This window comes from Allokutzneria sp. A3M-2-11 16, assembly GCF_024213555.1.
Classification (GTDB): domain Bacteria; phylum Actinomycetota; class Actinomycetes; order Mycobacteriales; family Pseudonocardiaceae; genus Allokutzneria.
Genome location: NZ_JANAVO010000001.1, coordinates 3336172 through 3350854 on the forward strand (window position 1 = coordinate 3336172; position 14683 = coordinate 3350854).

Genomic DNA, 14683 nt, shown 5'->3' on the forward strand with positions numbered 1-14683 from the left:
CACCGGGGGCCGTCGCCCTCGCGTACGCCGAATGCGAGGGCGTTTCGGTCCTGCCCGAAGGCGTCCACGCGGTAACCGATCACGAGGGCCGGGTAGGCCGGTCGGTGGCGGAGCCAGGAGGCGGGCGAGCCGGAATGCGGTGACTGTGCGTTGTCCGGGGGCGACAACCGCTAGTCGGAAAACCAAGACTGTGCGGCAACTTCCTACTTCAGAGAAAAGGCGCGGTCAATGCCCCACGCCATCGCGGCCGAGACACGCAACCAGCGGCATTAGGGCATTTCCCCAGGTAACCCGACCCCTAGGGGTATCACCTGAACGTGTGATGTTCGAACTGACTGTAACGGCTGGTGCTGATGTGAAGATCACCTTCGCCACGGCTGACCTTTCCGGGTGGCCACCGTGGTGGGGGGCACTATCGCTACCCCTATCTGGGACGTTACGGTCCACAAAGTCTTTCTGGCCGGTGCATCACGCCGTTCCGCGAACCATTTACCGAGCAGATGTGGGTGGGGAACGAAAATTTCCCATCGCGAAGCAACCTCGGGCTCGCTCATGCGTACCGAATGCGCGACCGCATCCACTTCCGCCGCATCCACTTCCGCGGAAATCTCTTCCCGAGACGCGACCAGGCCCGGGGCGGCCTCCCGTGCGACCGCGCTGCCCCCGATCTCACCGCGCGCAGCGGCCCCCGAGCAACCGAATCGTCGGAGACCTCAACCCGCGCCGCCCGGTGGTTGGGGCGTCTTCAAGTACGGCGCACCCCCGCTTCGAGCGTCTTCAACCACGGCAAACCTGGTCGGCGAGGGGGGTTTGTCGTCGTTAGCGATCGCGGGGGCGGGGGTTCGGGGTACTTGAAGACCGGGGAACCCGAGCTGGGTCGGGTTCAGGGCGTGGTGAGGGATTCCAGTGCGCGCACCAGCGGGGCCTGCTCGGGCAGTTTCGCCGCCTCGGTGAGCGCTTCGTCCAGCACGCGGTCGTGGGTCGGCCGGGCGGCGTCGAGCAGCTCGTGGCCTTCGGCGGTCACCTCGGTGTAGATGCCGCGCCGGTCGTCGGCGCACAGGTACCGCTGGAGCAGCCCGCGGTCCTCCAGCCTGCTGACCAGGCGCGTCGTCGCCGACTGGCTGAGCACGACCGCGCGGGAGAGCTGGTTCATCCGCATGTGCCAGCCGTCCTGCCTGGCCAGCACGTCCAGCACGCTGTACTCGCTGACCGAGAGCCGGTGCTCCTGCTGGAGGGCGCGCTCCAGGCCGTCCTCGATGCGCGCGTGCAGCGCCGCCAACGCGCGCCAGCCCTGGGCGCGCGCCTCGACCGCGTCGTCGGACAGTCCCACGGTTCACCTCTCCGGTACCGGCTGTGTAGGCCGAGCGTACGACTTGCGCGTCGTCATTGCATACGGCACTATCAGGCGTCGTCAATAGAAAGCGTGTGCAACTATCTCGGACGCGGGTTGTTGAGTGCGCTAGGTAACAGACTACGCAGGAAGAAGACTGACATGCCCGCTGCCCTGCTCGCCCTGGCGATCAGCGCCTTCGGCATCGGAACCACCGAGTTCGTCATCATGGGCCTGTTGCCCGAGGTCGCGACCGATTTCGGGGTCACCATCCCGGCCGCAGGCCTGCTGATCTCCGGGTACGCGCTCGGCGTCGTCGTCGGCGCGCCCCTGCTCACCGCCCTCGGCTCGCGCTTGCCCCGCAAGACCATCCTGGTCGCGCTGATGGGCCTGTTCATCGTCGGCAACCTGGTGTCGGCCGTCGCGGGCAGCTACGGCCTGCTGATGACGGGCCGGATCGTCGCAGCCCTCTCGCACGGCGCGTTCTTCGGCGTCGGCTCGGTCGTCGCCGCCGGACTCGTCGCGCCCGAGCGCAAGGCCAGCGCCATCGCGATGATGTTCACCGGCCTCACCGTCGCCAACGTGCTCGGCGTGCCGATGGGCACCGCGCTCGGGCAACAACTCGGGTGGCGCTCCACGTTCTGGGCGGTCACGGTGCTCGGCGTGATCGGCCTCGTCGGCATCATCACCCTCGTGCCCCGCCAGCCGGTGGTGGACAACGGCGGCCTGCGCGGCGAGCTGGCGGTCTTCCGCGACCGGCAGGTGTGGCTCGCGCTGGTCACGACCGCGCTCGGGTTCGCGGGCGTGTTCGCCTCCTTCACCTACATCGCGCCGATGATGACCGAGGTCGCCGGGTTCTCGCCCGGAGCGGTGACCTGGCTGCTGGTGTTGTTTGGCGCCGGGTTGTTCGCGGGCAACCTCCTCGGAGGCCGCGCCGCCGACCGATCCTTGATGCCCAGCCTGTACGCGTTCCTCACCGCGCTCGCCGTGGTGCTGGTGGTCTTCGTGTTCACCGCGCACTCACAGGTGCTCGCCGCGGTCACCATCGCCGCGTTCGGCGCGGTCGGCTTCGCCACGGTGCCGCCGTTGCAGATGCGGGTGATGCGCAAGGCCGAGGGCGCGCCCGCGCTCGCCTCGGCCGCCAACATCGCCGCCTTCAACCTGGGCAACGCCCTCGGCGCCTGGCTGGGCGGTGCCGCGATCGAGGGCGGGCTCGGGCTCACCGCGCCGAGCTGGATCGGAGCGCTGCTCGCCGCGTCCGGACTGGCCGTCGCCCTCTACTCCGGAGCGCTGGACCGGCGCCCCGCGCACGAGACCAAGCAAGGAGCCCTCGTCTGATGAACATCGACCTCACCGGCCGCACCGCGCTCGTCACCGGGTCCACCGCGGGGATCGGCCTCACCACGGCGGAGACGCTGGCCCGCGCGGGCGCGACGGTCATCGTCAACGGTCGTGACGAGGGACGCGTGAAGTCCACTGTGGACAAACTGGCAGCCGGTGGCGCCCGGGTCCGGGGTGTCGCCGCGGACGTCGGCACCGAGGAGGGCGCGAACGCGTTGCTCACGGCTGAACCCGAGGTCGACATCCTGGTGAACAACGCCGGGATCTTCGCCCCGCAGGACGTCTTCGAGATCCCCGACTCGGAGTGGCTGCGCTTCTTCGAGGTCAACGTGCTCTCCGGCGTCCGCCTCGCCAGGCACCACACCCCGCGCATGGTCGAGCGCGGCTGGGGCCGGGTGATCTTCGTCAGCAGCGAGTCCGCCGTGCAGACCCCGACCGAGATGGTGCACTACGGCATGACCAAGACCGCGCAGCTCGCAGTCGCCCGTGGCATGGCGCAGTCCGTGGCGGGAACCGGTGTCACGGTGAACAGCGTGCTGCCCGGACCGACGCTCACCCCCGGCGTCGAGGAGTTCATCAGCGGCCTCAACGGTTCTGACGTGCCGTTCGAGGAGGCGGAGCGGCGGTTCATGGCGAAGGACCGCCCGACCTCGTTGCTGCGCAGGCTGATCCGTCCGCAGGAGGTGGCGAACATGATCACCTACGTCGCCTCCGACCTGGCGTCGGCCACCACCGGCGGCGCACTGCGCGTCGACGGCGGCGTCGCCACCGCCATCATCCCCTGATCCACAGGAAAGGACACATCATGAGCGGCGTTCCCACGGTCACCCTGAACAACGGAGTGGCCATGCCGCAGCTGGGTTTCGGCGTATTCCAGGTGCCCGACGACGAGACCGCCGCGGCGGTCACCTCGGCGCTGGAGACCGGCTACCGCAGCATCGACACCGCGGCCATCTACGGCAACGAGGCAGGCGTCGGCACCGCGCTGGAGAAGTCCGGCATCCCCAGGGACGAGCTGTTCGTCACCACCAAGGTGTGGAACGCCGACCAGGGCTACGACAGGACCCTCGCCGCCTTCGACGCCAGCCTGGAGAAGCTGCGGCTGGACCGGATCGACCTGTACCTCGTCCACTGGCCGACGCCGGCGCGCGATCTCTACGTCGACACCTGGAAGGCGTTCAACAAGCTGCTCGGTGACGGCCGGGTCCGCGCGATCGGCGTGTCGAACTTCCAGGAGGCGCACCTGCGCCGGGTGATCGACGAGGTCGGTGTCGTGCCCTCGGTCAACCAGATCGAGCTGCACCCGTTGCTGCAACAGGAAAAGCTGCGTTCCGTGCACGCGGAGCTGGGCATCCACACCGAGGCGTGGAGCCCGCTCGCCCAGGGCGGTGAACTGCTGAAGGACCCCGTGCTGGCCGAGATCGCCGCCAAGCACGGCCGGTCGGCCGCGCAGGTGATCCTGCGCTGGCACCTCCAGCTGGGCAACGTGGTGATCCCGAAGTCGGTGACGCCCAAGCGGATCGCCGAGAACTTCGACGTGTTCGGCTTCGAGCTGGACCAGACCGACCTCGACCGGATCGCGACGCTGAACAAGAACGAGCGGACCGGCTTCGACCCGGACGAGTTCAACGCCGCGTGACCCCCGCGCCGGATCAGGTGGTGTAGGCCCGCTTCGCGCGCCCCTCGCGCAGGGTTTCGGCCCACCATCTGATCTGGTCCAGCATCGTCTTCGCCGCCGCGTTGACCTCGTCAGGGCTGTGCGGCTCGCCCTTGCCGTCGAAGGCGCCGAACACGTTGTGGAAGCTCACCGTGTCGCGCACCGAGACCGCGTGCAGCTCCGCGAAGACCTGGCGCAGCTGCTCGACGGCCCGCAGCCCGCCGGAGATCCCGCCGTAGGAGACGAACCCGACCGGCTTGGCCTGCCAGCCGTAGTAGCAGGAGTCGATCGCGAACTTCAGCGAAGCCGGGTACCCGTGGTTGTACTCCGGCGTCAGCACCACGAACGCGTCCGCGTCCGCGACGCGCTCGTTGAACCGGTCGAGTTCGGGGGTGGACTTCATCGGGTGGCGCTCGCCGAGCAGGGGGTCCGCGAGGTCGATCATGTCGATGTCGAAGTCCGCGCTCTGCTCGACACGCTTGGTGAACCAGTTCGCGATCACGTCCGCGCGCCTGCCTTCCCGGGTGCTACCGATGATGACGGCCAGCTTGATCGTGCTCATGGAGTGTCCTTTCTGGACGGTTTGATGGACAGGGCGAGCGCCGCGGCGAGTGCCACCACGACGCCGATGCTGAGGAAGACCGTGTTCATCGCGCGCGCCAGCCCCTCGACGATCGGGGCAGCGGCGCGCGGGTCGAGCTGGGCGAGGAACGAGGTGTCGTTCAGGTCGATACCGCCGCCGATCCGTTCACCGGCAAGGCTGAACACCAGCGACAGGAACACCGCGGTCCCCGCTACTCCGCCGAGCTGACGGGAGAAGCCGGACAGACTGGTGGCCACGCCGAGGTCCTGCGGCTCGACGGCGTCCTGCAGGATCACCAGCACGATCTGGAAGAACATGCCGCCGCCGATCCCGTTGGCCAGTACCAGCACGGTGATCAGCGTCATCGGCGTCGTCGGCCCGGCGAACGCGAGCGCCAGGTACGCGACACCGGTGAGCCCCAGGCCGGTGGCCAGCACGTGCTTGTAGCGGATTCCCTTGGCCAGCAAGGGTCCTACGATCCGGGAACCGGTGATCGTCGCCAGCGACTGCGGGAGCATCAGCAGCCCGGCGCCGGTCGGGCTGAGGCCCTGCACGAGCTGGAGGTACAGCGGCACGAACGCCAGCGCGGTGAAGACACCGACCCCGCCGAGGAAGTTCACCACGTTGATCAGCGTGAAAGCCTTGTCGCGGAACAACTTCGGCGGCAGCAGTGCGGAGTCCTGCCTGCGCACCTGGACGCGGACGAAGACCGCCAGCCCCAGCACCCCGGCGGTGGCCAGCAGCAGCGCGACCACCGAGGACAGCTCGCGAGCCTGTTCGGCCAGGAGCAGCAAGGGAACCAGCCCCGCGGCCAGCGCGATCGCACCCCGGAAGTCAACCGGCTGCCGGGTTCGCGGTGTCCGCACGGTGAAGTACTTCCCGACCACCACCATCGCGACCAGGCCGATCGGCAGGTTGACCAGGAACAGCCAGCGCCACCCGTCGATGCCCAGGAGGCTGTCCAGCCCGGCCAGCAGTCCGCCCAGAACGGGACCGCTGATGCTGGCGCCCGCGAAGGAGAAGCCGAACAGCGCCTGCCACCGCGTGCGCTGCTCCGGCGGCACCATGTCCGCGATCGCCGCGAGCGCCAACGCCATCAGCCCGCCGCCGCCAAGTCCTTGCACGGCACGGAAAACCGCGAGCTGCCCCATGCTCTGGGCCAGTGCGCAGAGCAGCGAGCCGAGCAGGAAGACCGCGATGGCGGCCAGGTAGAGCCGTTTCCGGCCGTAGATGTCGGAGAGCTTGCCGTACAACGGCATCGCGATCATCGACGCGATCAGGTAGGCGGTGGTCACCGAGGCCTGAAGGGTGAGGCCGTGCAACTCGTCGGCGATGGTGCGCATCGCGGTCACCATGATCATGGTGTCCAGTGCGCCGAGGAAGGTGCCGCTGAGCAGGCCGAAGACCACCAGTCTGAGCTGCCGGTGGCTCAGCGGGCTCGCGGCTTCCGTCGTCGTCATGCGCCCACCGTGCAACCTCAACAATAGTTAAGGTCAAGCGGGCGACGCGATCAGCCCTTCAGCCCCCTCTCGCCCGAACCGGCCTCAGCGAGGCGCGCCGCGAGCCGTTCGAATGCGCCGCGGCTGTTGGTAAGCCATCGGGTTCGCCGGTCTTCAAGACCCCTGAACCCCCGTCTCCACGGTCTTTAACCGCACTCGACTGAGGGGTTGGGGGTGGTTAACGATGATCGAAAGGGGGGTGGGTGGTCTTGAAGACACTCCAACCCCGGCGTCACCGTTGCCGGTCTGAAGTGCTCGCTCGATGGCGAGTTCGGCTCGAGGCTCGTGCGTTGTGCCGCGTGCGGCGCGACCTCCTGGCTCGACTGCCGGAATTTCAGTGGAACGCTGAGGTGGACCCGGTCGGGGTTGGCGATACTCAGATCGTGGACGGCCAGTGCGGTCGTGTGCGACACGACGGCTCGGTGCCGACTCCAGAGTGCCCACTTGACGAGGTGGTCGTTCTCTTCGTCCGGCAGGTCCAGATACTCCCTGAACCGGTAGACACCCCGCACGGCCTTGATCCAGTTTTAGTTTGGCGTAGCCGGTCCGCGCGAAACTAAAAGAAAACTTTAGTTTGGCGTGTTGATCAAGGACGTTGGCCCGCGTGCCCCTGCGGGAAGGGGACGATCACGACGGTGATGTTGTCCCGCCCGCCGTCGTCCAGCGCGCGCTGCGTCAGCACCCGCGCGGCGTCCATCGGGGACTCCAGGCTGCTGGAGAGCGTGATCTCGGCCAGTTCCTCCGCGGACGGCACGTAGTTCCACAGCCCGTCGCTGCACACCACCACCACGCCGGGTCCCTCCGGGCGGAAGGTGACCACGTGCGGCCGGATCTCGCCCGCGTTCGCGCCGAGCCACGCCATCAGCACGTGCGCCATCCGGTGGTTGTGCGCCTCCTCCTCGGTGAGGTGGCCCGCGGCGACCATCTGCGCCGCCCACGCGTCGTCGAGGGTCATGCACGCGGACTTCTCCGCCGGGGCGGTCAGCCAGTAGGCCCGGCTGTCGCCCACCCAGCCGACGGTGATCGTCTCGTCGGTGACCACGGCGGAGACGAAGGTGCACGCGGGCGGGCGCCCGGTGTCGCTCTCCTCCTTGGGGCGCTCCAGCGCCGCCACCGCCTCGGCGGCCGCGGTGATCGCCGCGTGGGTCGCGGTGATCGGGTCGGCACCGGTCTCCCGCCCCTCCAGGAGGGTGTCCGCGGCGATGGTGGACGCGGTGCGCGAGGCGAGGTCCGGGTTGTCCGAAGTGGACACGCCGTCGCAGACCACGGCGATCACCTCGGCCGAGCGGGTGACGCGGCGCACGGCCATCGCGTCCTCGTTGCGGTGGTGGCGCAGGCCCCGGTCGCTGACCCCGGCGACGGCGCCGAGGTCGAGCTCGACCCGGTCCTGCCCCGTCAGCTCACTGGTCATGCCGTGCCCCCCTTGCTGGTGAAACTCGCGGACCACACAAAGAGGACGTTGCGGACACCGGGTCGTTGCGCGAGAAGTTGATCAAGTTTTCTGGGCCGCTCCCACCTTATGATCTCCCGCCCGGACCGGCCGGGCCCGGGGCGGGGTGAACATTGTTCAGTCGGGTGGCACGCCGGTAGGGGTGACGAAGGGAGCTCCCCGATGGCCTTCGACATCCTGCTGGTGGCGACAGCTGTCGCCGTCGGCGTCGCACTGCCCAGCGTACTGATCACCGAGCTGCGGGCCGACGGTTGCCCGAAGGACTGCCCGTGCCGGCCGGACGAGCCTCACGTCCGTCCGGTGAACACCGCCTTGTCCGCGACGAAGGAGGGGCGCAGCGTCAGCTGCATCTCCCCCGGTTCGGCCCCGATCGAGTAGGAGACGTCGTAGGTGTAGGTCCTGCCCGGCAGCACCGTCGCCGAGCCGAAACCGCCGTTGCCGCCGCAGCCGCCGCTGTGGTCGAAGACCGCCTCCGCCGTCCGGCCGTCGAACTGAGCGTCGCTGCCCACGCTCAGCACGGCGGTCTCGAACGGCTTGTCCGTTCCGTTGGTGACGGTGACGGTGAACTTCACCGCTCGCGCGATCTTCGCGGGGGCGGCGTAAGGGCCCGGCGTGCACGCGGCGGGGGCGGAGACCTCCACCGCGAGCCCGTCCCGCCAGGTGTGCCGCTTCCCCCAGGTCAACTGCTCGACCCGCTGATCGCTCCCTTCCAGTTCGCGCACCGCGGCGTTCTGCGCGACGAGCGTGAGGGCGACGCCGAGCACCGAGAGCCCCACGCCGAACCCGGCCATGACCTTCTTCGAACCGAACAGCGCCACCGCGCCGAGCACTAACCCGACCGCGGCCGCGACGGCGGTCGCGTTGTTCAGCAACAGGATCGGGGAACCGCAGACCCCGACGATCCCGAGCACGAGCGAGGCGATGGCGAGACCGCCGAACCTGGTGGGGGTCGGCCGGAGCTGGATGACGGTCATGTTCTCTCCCTCGACGCGGTGGTGTCGTCAAGGAAGTCGAGGCCCGTTGAATGCGCGTTTCGCTTTTCCTGAAAGGCTAAGTGGAAAGAGTGAAACCCCCGGCGGGGAAGTCACGATCGACGCAGGGGTGTAACGCCTATCGCTGGTAACGCAGCAGTACCACTCCGGCGTCGAACACGCGGGACTCCGCGAGCTTCAGCGAGAACCGCTTGCCGGGATCGCGGAACACCGGCTTTCCGCCACCGAGCACGACCGGGTGCACGAACACCTGGTACTCGTCGATCATGTCCCGTTCGGTCAGGCTCGCCGCCAGGTCGGAGCCGCCGAACAGCACGAGCTTCTGCCCGAGGTCCGCGAGTTCGGCGACATCGCCGACGATCCGGGTGTTCCAGCCCGCCTCGGTGAGCGTTCTCGACACGACCACTTTCGGCGTTTCCCGCCAGACGGGCGCGAATGCCAGGTCGTGCTCGTGGGTGGAATATTCCTCCGCCTTCGGCCAGTAACTCGACATCAGCTCCCACACGACGCGTCCGTAGAGAAACGCGTCCGCGGAATTGGTCAGGCTCTGCGAGTACGCCGACAGCTCGGGGCCCATCATCGGCCAGTCGAACTCGCCGTTCGGCCCGTGGATGAACCCGTCCGCGGACTGGTGCACGAAGTGGACGATCCTGGTCATGGCATGCCTCCCGAGGTGGTGTCACTCAGGTAGACGCCAGCTCCCCGAAGAACTCATCGGCGGCATGCTGTGACGTGGGTCACTCTGCACCTTGGTGCGAGTTCCTCGTTGTGGCCCAAGGATTCCGGTGAGACTGGAGAGTCGCCTTCTTCCTGAGGAGCCTCCTTTGCGCGTGCTCTGCACCGTCTCCGGATCGCCGTCGCACACCCGCTCCGTCGTCCCCATCGCCAGGGCGCTCGCCGCGCGTGGGCATGAGGTCCTGGTCGCCGCGCCGCCGAACCTGGCCGCTCTCTTCGCCGACGAACCCGTGCGCGCGGAGGGCGTGCTCGGCGGGTTCGAGGCCGGGCTGCGCAAGGCGCTCACCGATGCCCCTTCCCTCGACCCCATGGCGACGTTGCTGCGCCTGTCGGTCACGTCCATCCCGGCGGACGAGGCCGAGCGCGTCCTGCCGATCGCGCGGGAGTTCCGCCCGGACCTCGTGCTTCGCGACGACGCGGAGCTGGGCGCGATCCTGGTCGCCGAACGCCTCGGCGTTCCCTGCGTGACGCTGCCCGGCGGCCTGGTCAACGTGGTGGACCCGGAGATGATGCGCTCCGCGCTGAGCGACCACGTCCAGATCGATCTTCCCACCCTGTTCCCGGACGGGCGGATCGACTACGTGCCAGGGGAGTTCTCCTTCACGGTGGCGCCCGCCCCGCCCGCGCGCGCCTACCGGCAACCCGTGCTGACCCGGCCGGGGGAGCAGCTGCCGGGGTGGTTGCCGGAGGGGCCGCTGGTGCTCGTGGCGATGGGCACCGCACTGACGATGCCGTTGCCCGGAGCTCCGCGCACGATCGACGCCACCGCCCGCCTTCGCGCCATGGCCGAAGAACTGTCCGAAGTGGACTGTTCGGCGGTGGTCGTCACCGCGGGTCTTGATGTGGCAGGTGTGCCGCTGCCGTCCAATGTGCACGTAACGCCGAGCGTGCCGCAGCCGCTGGTCCTCGAAGTCGCAGACCTTTTCCTTACCCACGGCGGTTATAACGGCATCCGCGAGGCACTCCGCTCGGGAGTGCCGATGGTGGTGTGGCCGGGCGTCGCCGACCAGCCGTCGAATGCGGTGCGGGTGGAGGAACTCGGGCTCGGGTTGCGGATCGATGGCCCCGAGCACGTTCGGTCGGCGTGCACGCGTGTGCTGTCGGAGCCGGGTTTTGTGGCGCGTGCGAGGCAGGCGAAGCGCGCGGTGCTCGCGTTGCCGGACCTCGACGAGGCGGTGACGGACTTGGAGAAGCTAGGGGCGTAGGGCGAGCAGCGTGCAGCGCTGGCTGGCGTGTTCGACGCCGGGGTGCGGACTGCGGTCGAGGCGGGCGATGACCTCCAGCCCGGCCGCGGTCAGCATCCGGCTCTCCTCAGCGGGATCGAGGAACCGGAACGTCAGATCGACGTCGTGGCCCCACCAGTCGCTGAGCTGCCTTGTCCCGCCCACGGGAACTTCGGCATCGCTTGTGTGGAAAGAGATCAACGCGTGCCCACCGGGACGCAGCACTCGCGCGAACTCCTCATAAGCCGCGGCACGCTGCGCTGGACCAAGGTGAATGACCGCGTAGAGGCACACCAAGCCCGCGAGCGCGCCCGGCCGAATGGGCAGCGCAGTCAGGTCCGCCGCGCACGTCGGCACTGACGCGTTCGCACACATGGCAGGGGAGAGGTCCATGCCGACAGTGCGAAGTCCACGGTCGGCCAGATATGCCGCGACATGACCGGGACCGCAGCCCAGATCCGCGACGAGCCCACCCTCGGTGATCTCGGCGAACGCGTCCAACATCGCGCGGTCCAACGGCTTGCGCCGCAGTTCGTCGCGGAGCTCGACCGCATAGCGGTTTGCCACAAGGTCATAGCTGTGGCGTGTCTGGTCACCCATCTACACCTCCACCGCCGGAGCGATACGCGCCGATCCGATCCCACGGGAGGGCTTTCCCAACCGGAACCGGACTTTGTCCTTCAAGACCGTGCCTGACACCGCGCACCCTTCGGTCAGCGGCTCACCGGGGAACAGGGTGAAGGTCCACCGCGCGTTGTGCTCGCAGTCCGGAGGCTGCTCGCCGCACTGCAACACCCGGGCGCCCCAGAGCTGCCGGATCATCAGTTTCCGCGTGTCCACACCGAGCACCGTGAACCTCGTCGCGTGGGCGTCGAGCACGTCCTGGTAGCTCCCCATCGCGGGGCCGTACGCGCCGGTCACCGTCGCGATCATCGACCACGGGGCCGCGCGAACTCCCAACTCGCCCGGCGGGAGGCGGTCGTCGACGAAGTCGGCGGGAACCACGCGGGTGTCGAGCTTCGCCGGATCGGGGACGAGAAGGACGCCGTAGGTCACCTCATCGGCGAACCTGGCCCCCGAGAAGTGCGACCGCAGCGCGGAAACAGCTTCCTCGGCGGCATCCCACCTCGCGGCGGGGAAGGCCGTCAGCAGGTAGTCCTCGGTGATCGCGGGCAGCCCGGCCGCGGCAACAGACCGGCTGCGAGCCCAACCGGAACCGGCCAGCCGCGCGATCTGCTCTTCCATGAAAGTCGTCATGTCGTGTTCCCGTCGTGCACGGCGGCGAGGAGTTCCGGCCGCCATGCACGACGATGCCATGACCGGCTGTCAGACCTTCCGGCCGACGAAGGTCAGCAGCTTGGCCTGCGCGTCGGCGCCCGGCGGCGGTGGCACCCTGGGACCGAAGGTGGTCGGCGTGCGGGTGATGACCAGGCGGGCGAGGGAGAACGACCGCGCGACGAGATCGGGCTCCAGCTGCACGTCCATGCCGAGCGCGGAGCCGATGTCCCAGGTGTGGACCACGGTGTCGAAGGTCATCAGTTCCAGGACGTCCGTGACCTTCGCGTCCGGGCGGTTGGCCAGGAACCGTTGTGGGGCAGGCCCGTCGATCAGTTCATCGGTGAGGACGGCGGCGGTTGCCTCGCGGGCCGCGCGCCACCCCGCCAGCGCGTCGTCACCGGCGAGCTCGCCGGGATTCTCCGACCCCGGTGGGCCGGTTCGTTCCGTGTACTCCTGGCCCGTCGCGTGATGGCGCAGAACCTCCAGGCCCCAGACGACGTGACCCACCACGTCACGCACCGTCCACAGCTCGCACGCCGATGCCGAGTCCCACCCGTGCTGCGGGACTTTGGCGAGTACAGCGTCGAAAGCGTCCTGTGCGCGCCGGTAGCGATCCACGATGTCGTTGGTTTCCAATGCTCTCCCCTGGTGCCGCGGTGTCCGAGTTACAGCTTCAACGTCGCGCTGATGGCCTGCATCAGCTGTTCGGGGCCCGGCACCAAAGCCTTGTCGAGCGCGAGGGCGTACGGGATGACCGTGCCATCCGGTCGGCAAACCCGCCTCGGCGGTGCCACCAGGTCGAACTCCTCGGCCGCCGTCGCGACGATCTCCGCGCCCAACCCGCACATGCGGTTCGAGTCGTCGATCACGACGAGGCGCCCGGTCTTGTTGACCGATTTGCGGAGGCAGTCCCAGTCGAACGGATAAACCGTCCTCGGGTCGACGATTTCGATGTCGACCCGGTCGCTGAGGCTGTCCGCGACCTCAAGCGCCGTACCCACGTGCTGGCCCACCGCCACCACGGTCAGGTCGCCGCCCTCCCGCAGGACGTTCGCTTCTCCCAGGGGCACGATCTCCTCCGCCCCCGAGTCGGGCACGGCCGTCGACTCCAACAACGCGGAAGGCGCGAACACGGCCACCGGGTCGGGATCGCGAATCGCCGACCGGAACAGTCCGTACGCGTCCGCGGGCGTGCCCGGAACCACGGTCTTGATCCCCGCCTGCGCGAGCAGGCTGTAGGGGCTGTCCGAATGCTGGCCCGCCCACCCGGACCTCGAACCCGACCCCGCGACGAGATACGTGACGGGCACGCTGACCTGTCCGCCGGTCATCAACGAGAACTTGTGGGCCTGGTTCACGATCTGCTCGAAAACCAGGTAGATCAGCGTGGAGATCTGGAACTCGATCACGGGCTTCTTGCCCATCATCGCGGCGCCGGTCCCGAAACTGGTGAAAGCCTGTTCGGACAACGGCGTGTCCAGCACCCGTTCCCGGCCGAACCTGGGCAGCAGCCCCGAGGTGACCCCGCTGGCGCCGACCCCCACGTCCTCGCCGAGCAGGAGCACGTCCTCGTCGGCCGCCATCTCGGCGTGCAGGGCGCGGTTCATCGCGTGCATGTATCCGACGGCAGGCGACGGAGAAGGCAGGTCGCTCACAGGATCACCCCCGGCCGGACCGCGGCCGTTCCCGAGTACAGATACATCAGCGCGTCCTTCGGATCAGGTGACGGGGCGTTCTTCGCGAACTCGACCGCCTCGTCGATCGTGCCCTTGACAGCTTCATCGATCTCGGCGACGACGTCGTCGCCCAACTTCGCGCCCAGCGCGACGATCGGGTCCCGTTCGCGCCACCTGACCACCTCGTCGGGATCGCGGAACTCGACGCCCAGCAGTTCCAGGACGGAATGGTGTCCGAAGAACCGGTAAGTCGAACATTCCAGGAACGCCGGGCCTTTGCCTTCGCGGCACCGTTGGATCAGTTCCCCGGTCACGTCGGCCACAGCCTCGACGTCCATGCCGTCGACCGTGCGCGCGACCATTCCGAAGCCTTCGGCGCGCCGTGCCGCGCTGCCCGCGAGTCCCGATTCGAGCTTCAGGCTCGTCGCGTACATGTTGTTCTCGCAGACGAACAGGATCGGCAGGGACCAGATCGCGGCCAGGTTGAACGCTTCCAGCAGCACGCCCTGGCTCATCGCCCCGTCGCCGAAGAAGCTGACGACGACCTCGGAGTTCCCCCGGGCCTTGGCGACCCAGGCGGCGCCGGAGCCGATCGCTCCACCGGCTCCGACGATTCCGTTGGCGCCCAGGATGCCCAGTTTCATGTCCGCGGCGTGCATCGAGCCGCCACGACCCTTGTTGAAACCTTCAAGGGTGCCAAGGAGTTCGGCGAGCAGTCGGCGGGGGTCGGCACCCTTCGCCAGCACGTGTCCGTGTCCGCGGTGGGTACTGGTGATGAAGTCCCGTTCCGTCAGCTGCGAACAGACGCCAACGGCAACGGCCTCCTGCCCGATGTACGGGTGGATACCGCCGATGATCTCACCGGCGATCGCCATGTCCAGGCAGCGCTCTTCGAACTCCCGGATCAGTTTCATGGACC

15 protein-coding genes are annotated in these 14683 nt (G+C 68.5%); 4 read left to right on the forward strand and 11 right to left on the reverse strand.

Features of this window, described 5'->3' with window-relative positions; genetic code table 11:
• Positions 1-883 precede the first annotated feature (883 nt).
• A complete protein-coding gene (locus NLX83_RS16475) occupies positions 884-1330 on the reverse strand; it encodes a MarR family winged helix-turn-helix transcriptional regulator (RefSeq protein ID WP_254235721.1) in 447 nt (148 codons plus the stop codon).
• A gap of 162 nt (positions 1331-1492) precedes the next feature.
• Here NLX83_RS16475 and NLX83_RS16480 point away from each other — a divergent pair, with 162 nt between their 5' ends.
• From NLX83_RS16480 to NLX83_RS16490, 3 genes are read left to right on the forward strand one after another with little or no spacing between them, the layout of a single operon-like run.
• A complete protein-coding gene (locus tag NLX83_RS16480) occupies positions 1493-2668 on the forward strand; it encodes an MFS transporter (RefSeq protein WP_254235722.1) in 1176 nt (391 codons plus the stop codon).
• Complete coding sequence (locus NLX83_RS16485) at positions 2668-3456, forward strand: SDR family NAD(P)-dependent oxidoreductase (RefSeq protein WP_254235723.1); 789 nt, start codon at positions 2668-2670, stop codon at positions 3454-3456. Before NLX83_RS16480 ends, NLX83_RS16485 begins: the two co-directional genes overlap by 1 nt.
• A gap of 20 nt (positions 3457-3476) precedes the next feature.
• On the forward strand, positions 3477-4310 hold the full coding sequence (locus NLX83_RS16490) for an aldo/keto reductase (RefSeq protein ID WP_254235724.1): 834 nt from the start codon (positions 3477-3479) through the stop codon (positions 4308-4310).
• A gap of 13 nt (positions 4311-4323) precedes the next feature.
• Here the strand turns inward: NLX83_RS16490 and NLX83_RS16495 are convergent, their stop codons facing one another.
• The 5 genes from NLX83_RS16495 to NLX83_RS16515 form a co-directional block, all read right to left on the reverse strand.
• A complete protein-coding gene (locus NLX83_RS16495; RefSeq protein ID WP_254235725.1) occupies positions 4324-4890 on the reverse strand; it encodes an NADPH-dependent FMN reductase in 567 nt (188 codons plus the stop codon).
• Complete coding sequence (locus tag NLX83_RS16500) at positions 4887-6371, reverse strand: MFS transporter (protein WP_254235726.1); 1485 nt, start codon at positions 6369-6371, stop codon at positions 4887-4889. Before NLX83_RS16500 ends, NLX83_RS16495 begins: the two co-directional genes overlap by 4 nt.
• Positions 6372-6996: 625 nt before the next feature.
• Positions 6997-7821 (reverse strand): PP2C family protein-serine/threonine phosphatase, encoded by an 825-nt coding sequence (locus NLX83_RS16505; RefSeq protein WP_254235727.1) that lies wholly within the window; start codon positions 7819-7821, stop codon positions 6997-6999.
• A 326-nt stretch (positions 7822-8147) separates the two neighbouring features.
• Positions 8148-8834, reverse strand: coding sequence for a hypothetical protein (locus tag NLX83_RS16510; RefSeq protein WP_254235728.1), 687 nt, complete (start codon positions 8832-8834; stop codon positions 8148-8150).
• Positions 8835-8970: 136 nt separating this feature from the next.
• Positions 8971-9510, reverse strand: a complete 540-nt coding sequence (locus tag NLX83_RS16515; RefSeq protein WP_254235729.1) for a dihydrofolate reductase family protein — start codon at positions 9508-9510, stop codon at positions 8971-8973.
• Between the two features lie 172 nt (positions 9511-9682).
• Here NLX83_RS16515 and NLX83_RS16520 point away from each other — a divergent pair, with 172 nt between their 5' ends.
• Positions 9683-10792 (forward strand): glycosyltransferase, encoded by a 1110-nt coding sequence (locus NLX83_RS16520; protein WP_254236241.1) that lies wholly within the window; start codon positions 9683-9685, stop codon positions 10790-10792.
• On the opposite strand, the gene NLX83_RS16525 is transcribed toward NLX83_RS16520, so the two are convergent.
• The 5 genes from NLX83_RS16525 to NLX83_RS16545 all read right to left on the reverse strand — a co-directional run bounded on the left by NLX83_RS16525 (position 10781) and on the right by NLX83_RS16545 (position 14678).
• A complete protein-coding gene (locus tag NLX83_RS16525) occupies positions 10781-11410 on the reverse strand; it encodes a class I SAM-dependent methyltransferase (protein ID WP_254235730.1) in 630 nt (209 codons plus the stop codon). The two genes, NLX83_RS16520 and NLX83_RS16525, sit on opposite strands and share 12 nt — an antisense overlap.
• Complete coding sequence (locus NLX83_RS16530) at positions 11411-12067, reverse strand: hypothetical protein (RefSeq protein WP_254235731.1); 657 nt, start codon at positions 12065-12067, stop codon at positions 11411-11413. It lies immediately after the preceding gene.
• Positions 12068-12136: 69 nt separating this feature from the next.
• Positions 12137-12724, reverse strand: coding sequence for a TIGR03086 family metal-binding protein (locus NLX83_RS16535; RefSeq protein ID WP_254235732.1), 588 nt, complete (start codon positions 12722-12724; stop codon positions 12137-12139).
• 29 nt (positions 12725-12753) lie between these two features.
• The gene (locus NLX83_RS16540) at positions 12754-13704 is read right to left on the reverse strand and encodes an alpha-ketoacid dehydrogenase subunit beta (protein ID WP_254235733.1); all 951 of its coding nucleotides are present in this window, start codon (positions 13702-13704) and stop codon (positions 12754-12756) included.
• Between the two features lie 35 nt (positions 13705-13739).
• A complete protein-coding gene (locus NLX83_RS16545) occupies positions 13740-14678 on the reverse strand; it encodes a thiamine pyrophosphate-dependent dehydrogenase E1 component subunit alpha (RefSeq protein WP_254235734.1) in 939 nt (312 codons plus the stop codon).
• Positions 14679-14683 lie beyond the last annotated feature (5 nt).

Bases quoted from the DNA above. Each gene is read 5' to 3' on its own strand.
- NLX83_RS16485 (WP_254235723.1), top strand. From the start codon at position 2,668: ATGAACATCGACCTCACCGGCCGCACCGCGCTCGTCACCGGGTCCACC.
- NLX83_RS16525 (WP_254235730.1), bottom strand. From the start codon at position 11,410: ATGGGTGACCAGACACGCCACAGCTATGACCTTGTGGCAAACCGCTAT.
- NLX83_RS16530 (WP_254235731.1), bottom strand. From the start codon at position 12,067: ATGACGACTTTCATGGAAGAGCAGATCGCGCGGCTGGCCGGTTCCGGT.
- NLX83_RS16545 (WP_254235734.1), bottom strand. From the start codon at position 14,678: ATGAAACTGATCCGGGAGTTCGAAGAGCGCTGCCTGGACATGGCGATC.
- NLX83_RS16480 (WP_254235722.1), top strand. From the start codon at position 1,493: ATGCCCGCTGCCCTGCTCGCCCTGGCGATCAGCGCCTTCGGCATCGGA.
- NLX83_RS16505 (WP_254235727.1), bottom strand. From the start codon at position 7,821: ATGACCAGTGAGCTGACGGGGCAGGACCGGGTCGAGCTCGACCTCGGC.
- NLX83_RS16490 (WP_254235724.1), top strand. From the start codon at position 3,477: ATGAGCGGCGTTCCCACGGTCACCCTGAACAACGGAGTGGCCATGCCG.
- NLX83_RS16515 (WP_254235729.1), bottom strand. From the start codon at position 9,510: ATGACCAGGATCGTCCACTTCGTGCACCAGTCCGCGGACGGGTTCATC.
- NLX83_RS16510 (WP_254235728.1), bottom strand. From the start codon at position 8,834: ATGACCGTCATCCAGCTCCGGCCGACCCCCACCAGGTTCGGCGGTCTC.
- NLX83_RS16500 (WP_254235726.1), bottom strand. From the start codon at position 6,371: ATGACGACGACGGAAGCCGCGAGCCCGCTGAGCCACCGGCAGCTCAGA.
- NLX83_RS16540 (WP_254235733.1), bottom strand. From the start codon at position 13,704: ATGCACGCGATGAACCGCGCCCTGCACGCCGAGATGGCGGCCGACGAG.
- NLX83_RS16495 (WP_254235725.1), bottom strand. From the start codon at position 4,890: ATGAGCACGATCAAGCTGGCCGTCATCATCGGTAGCACCCGGGAAGGC.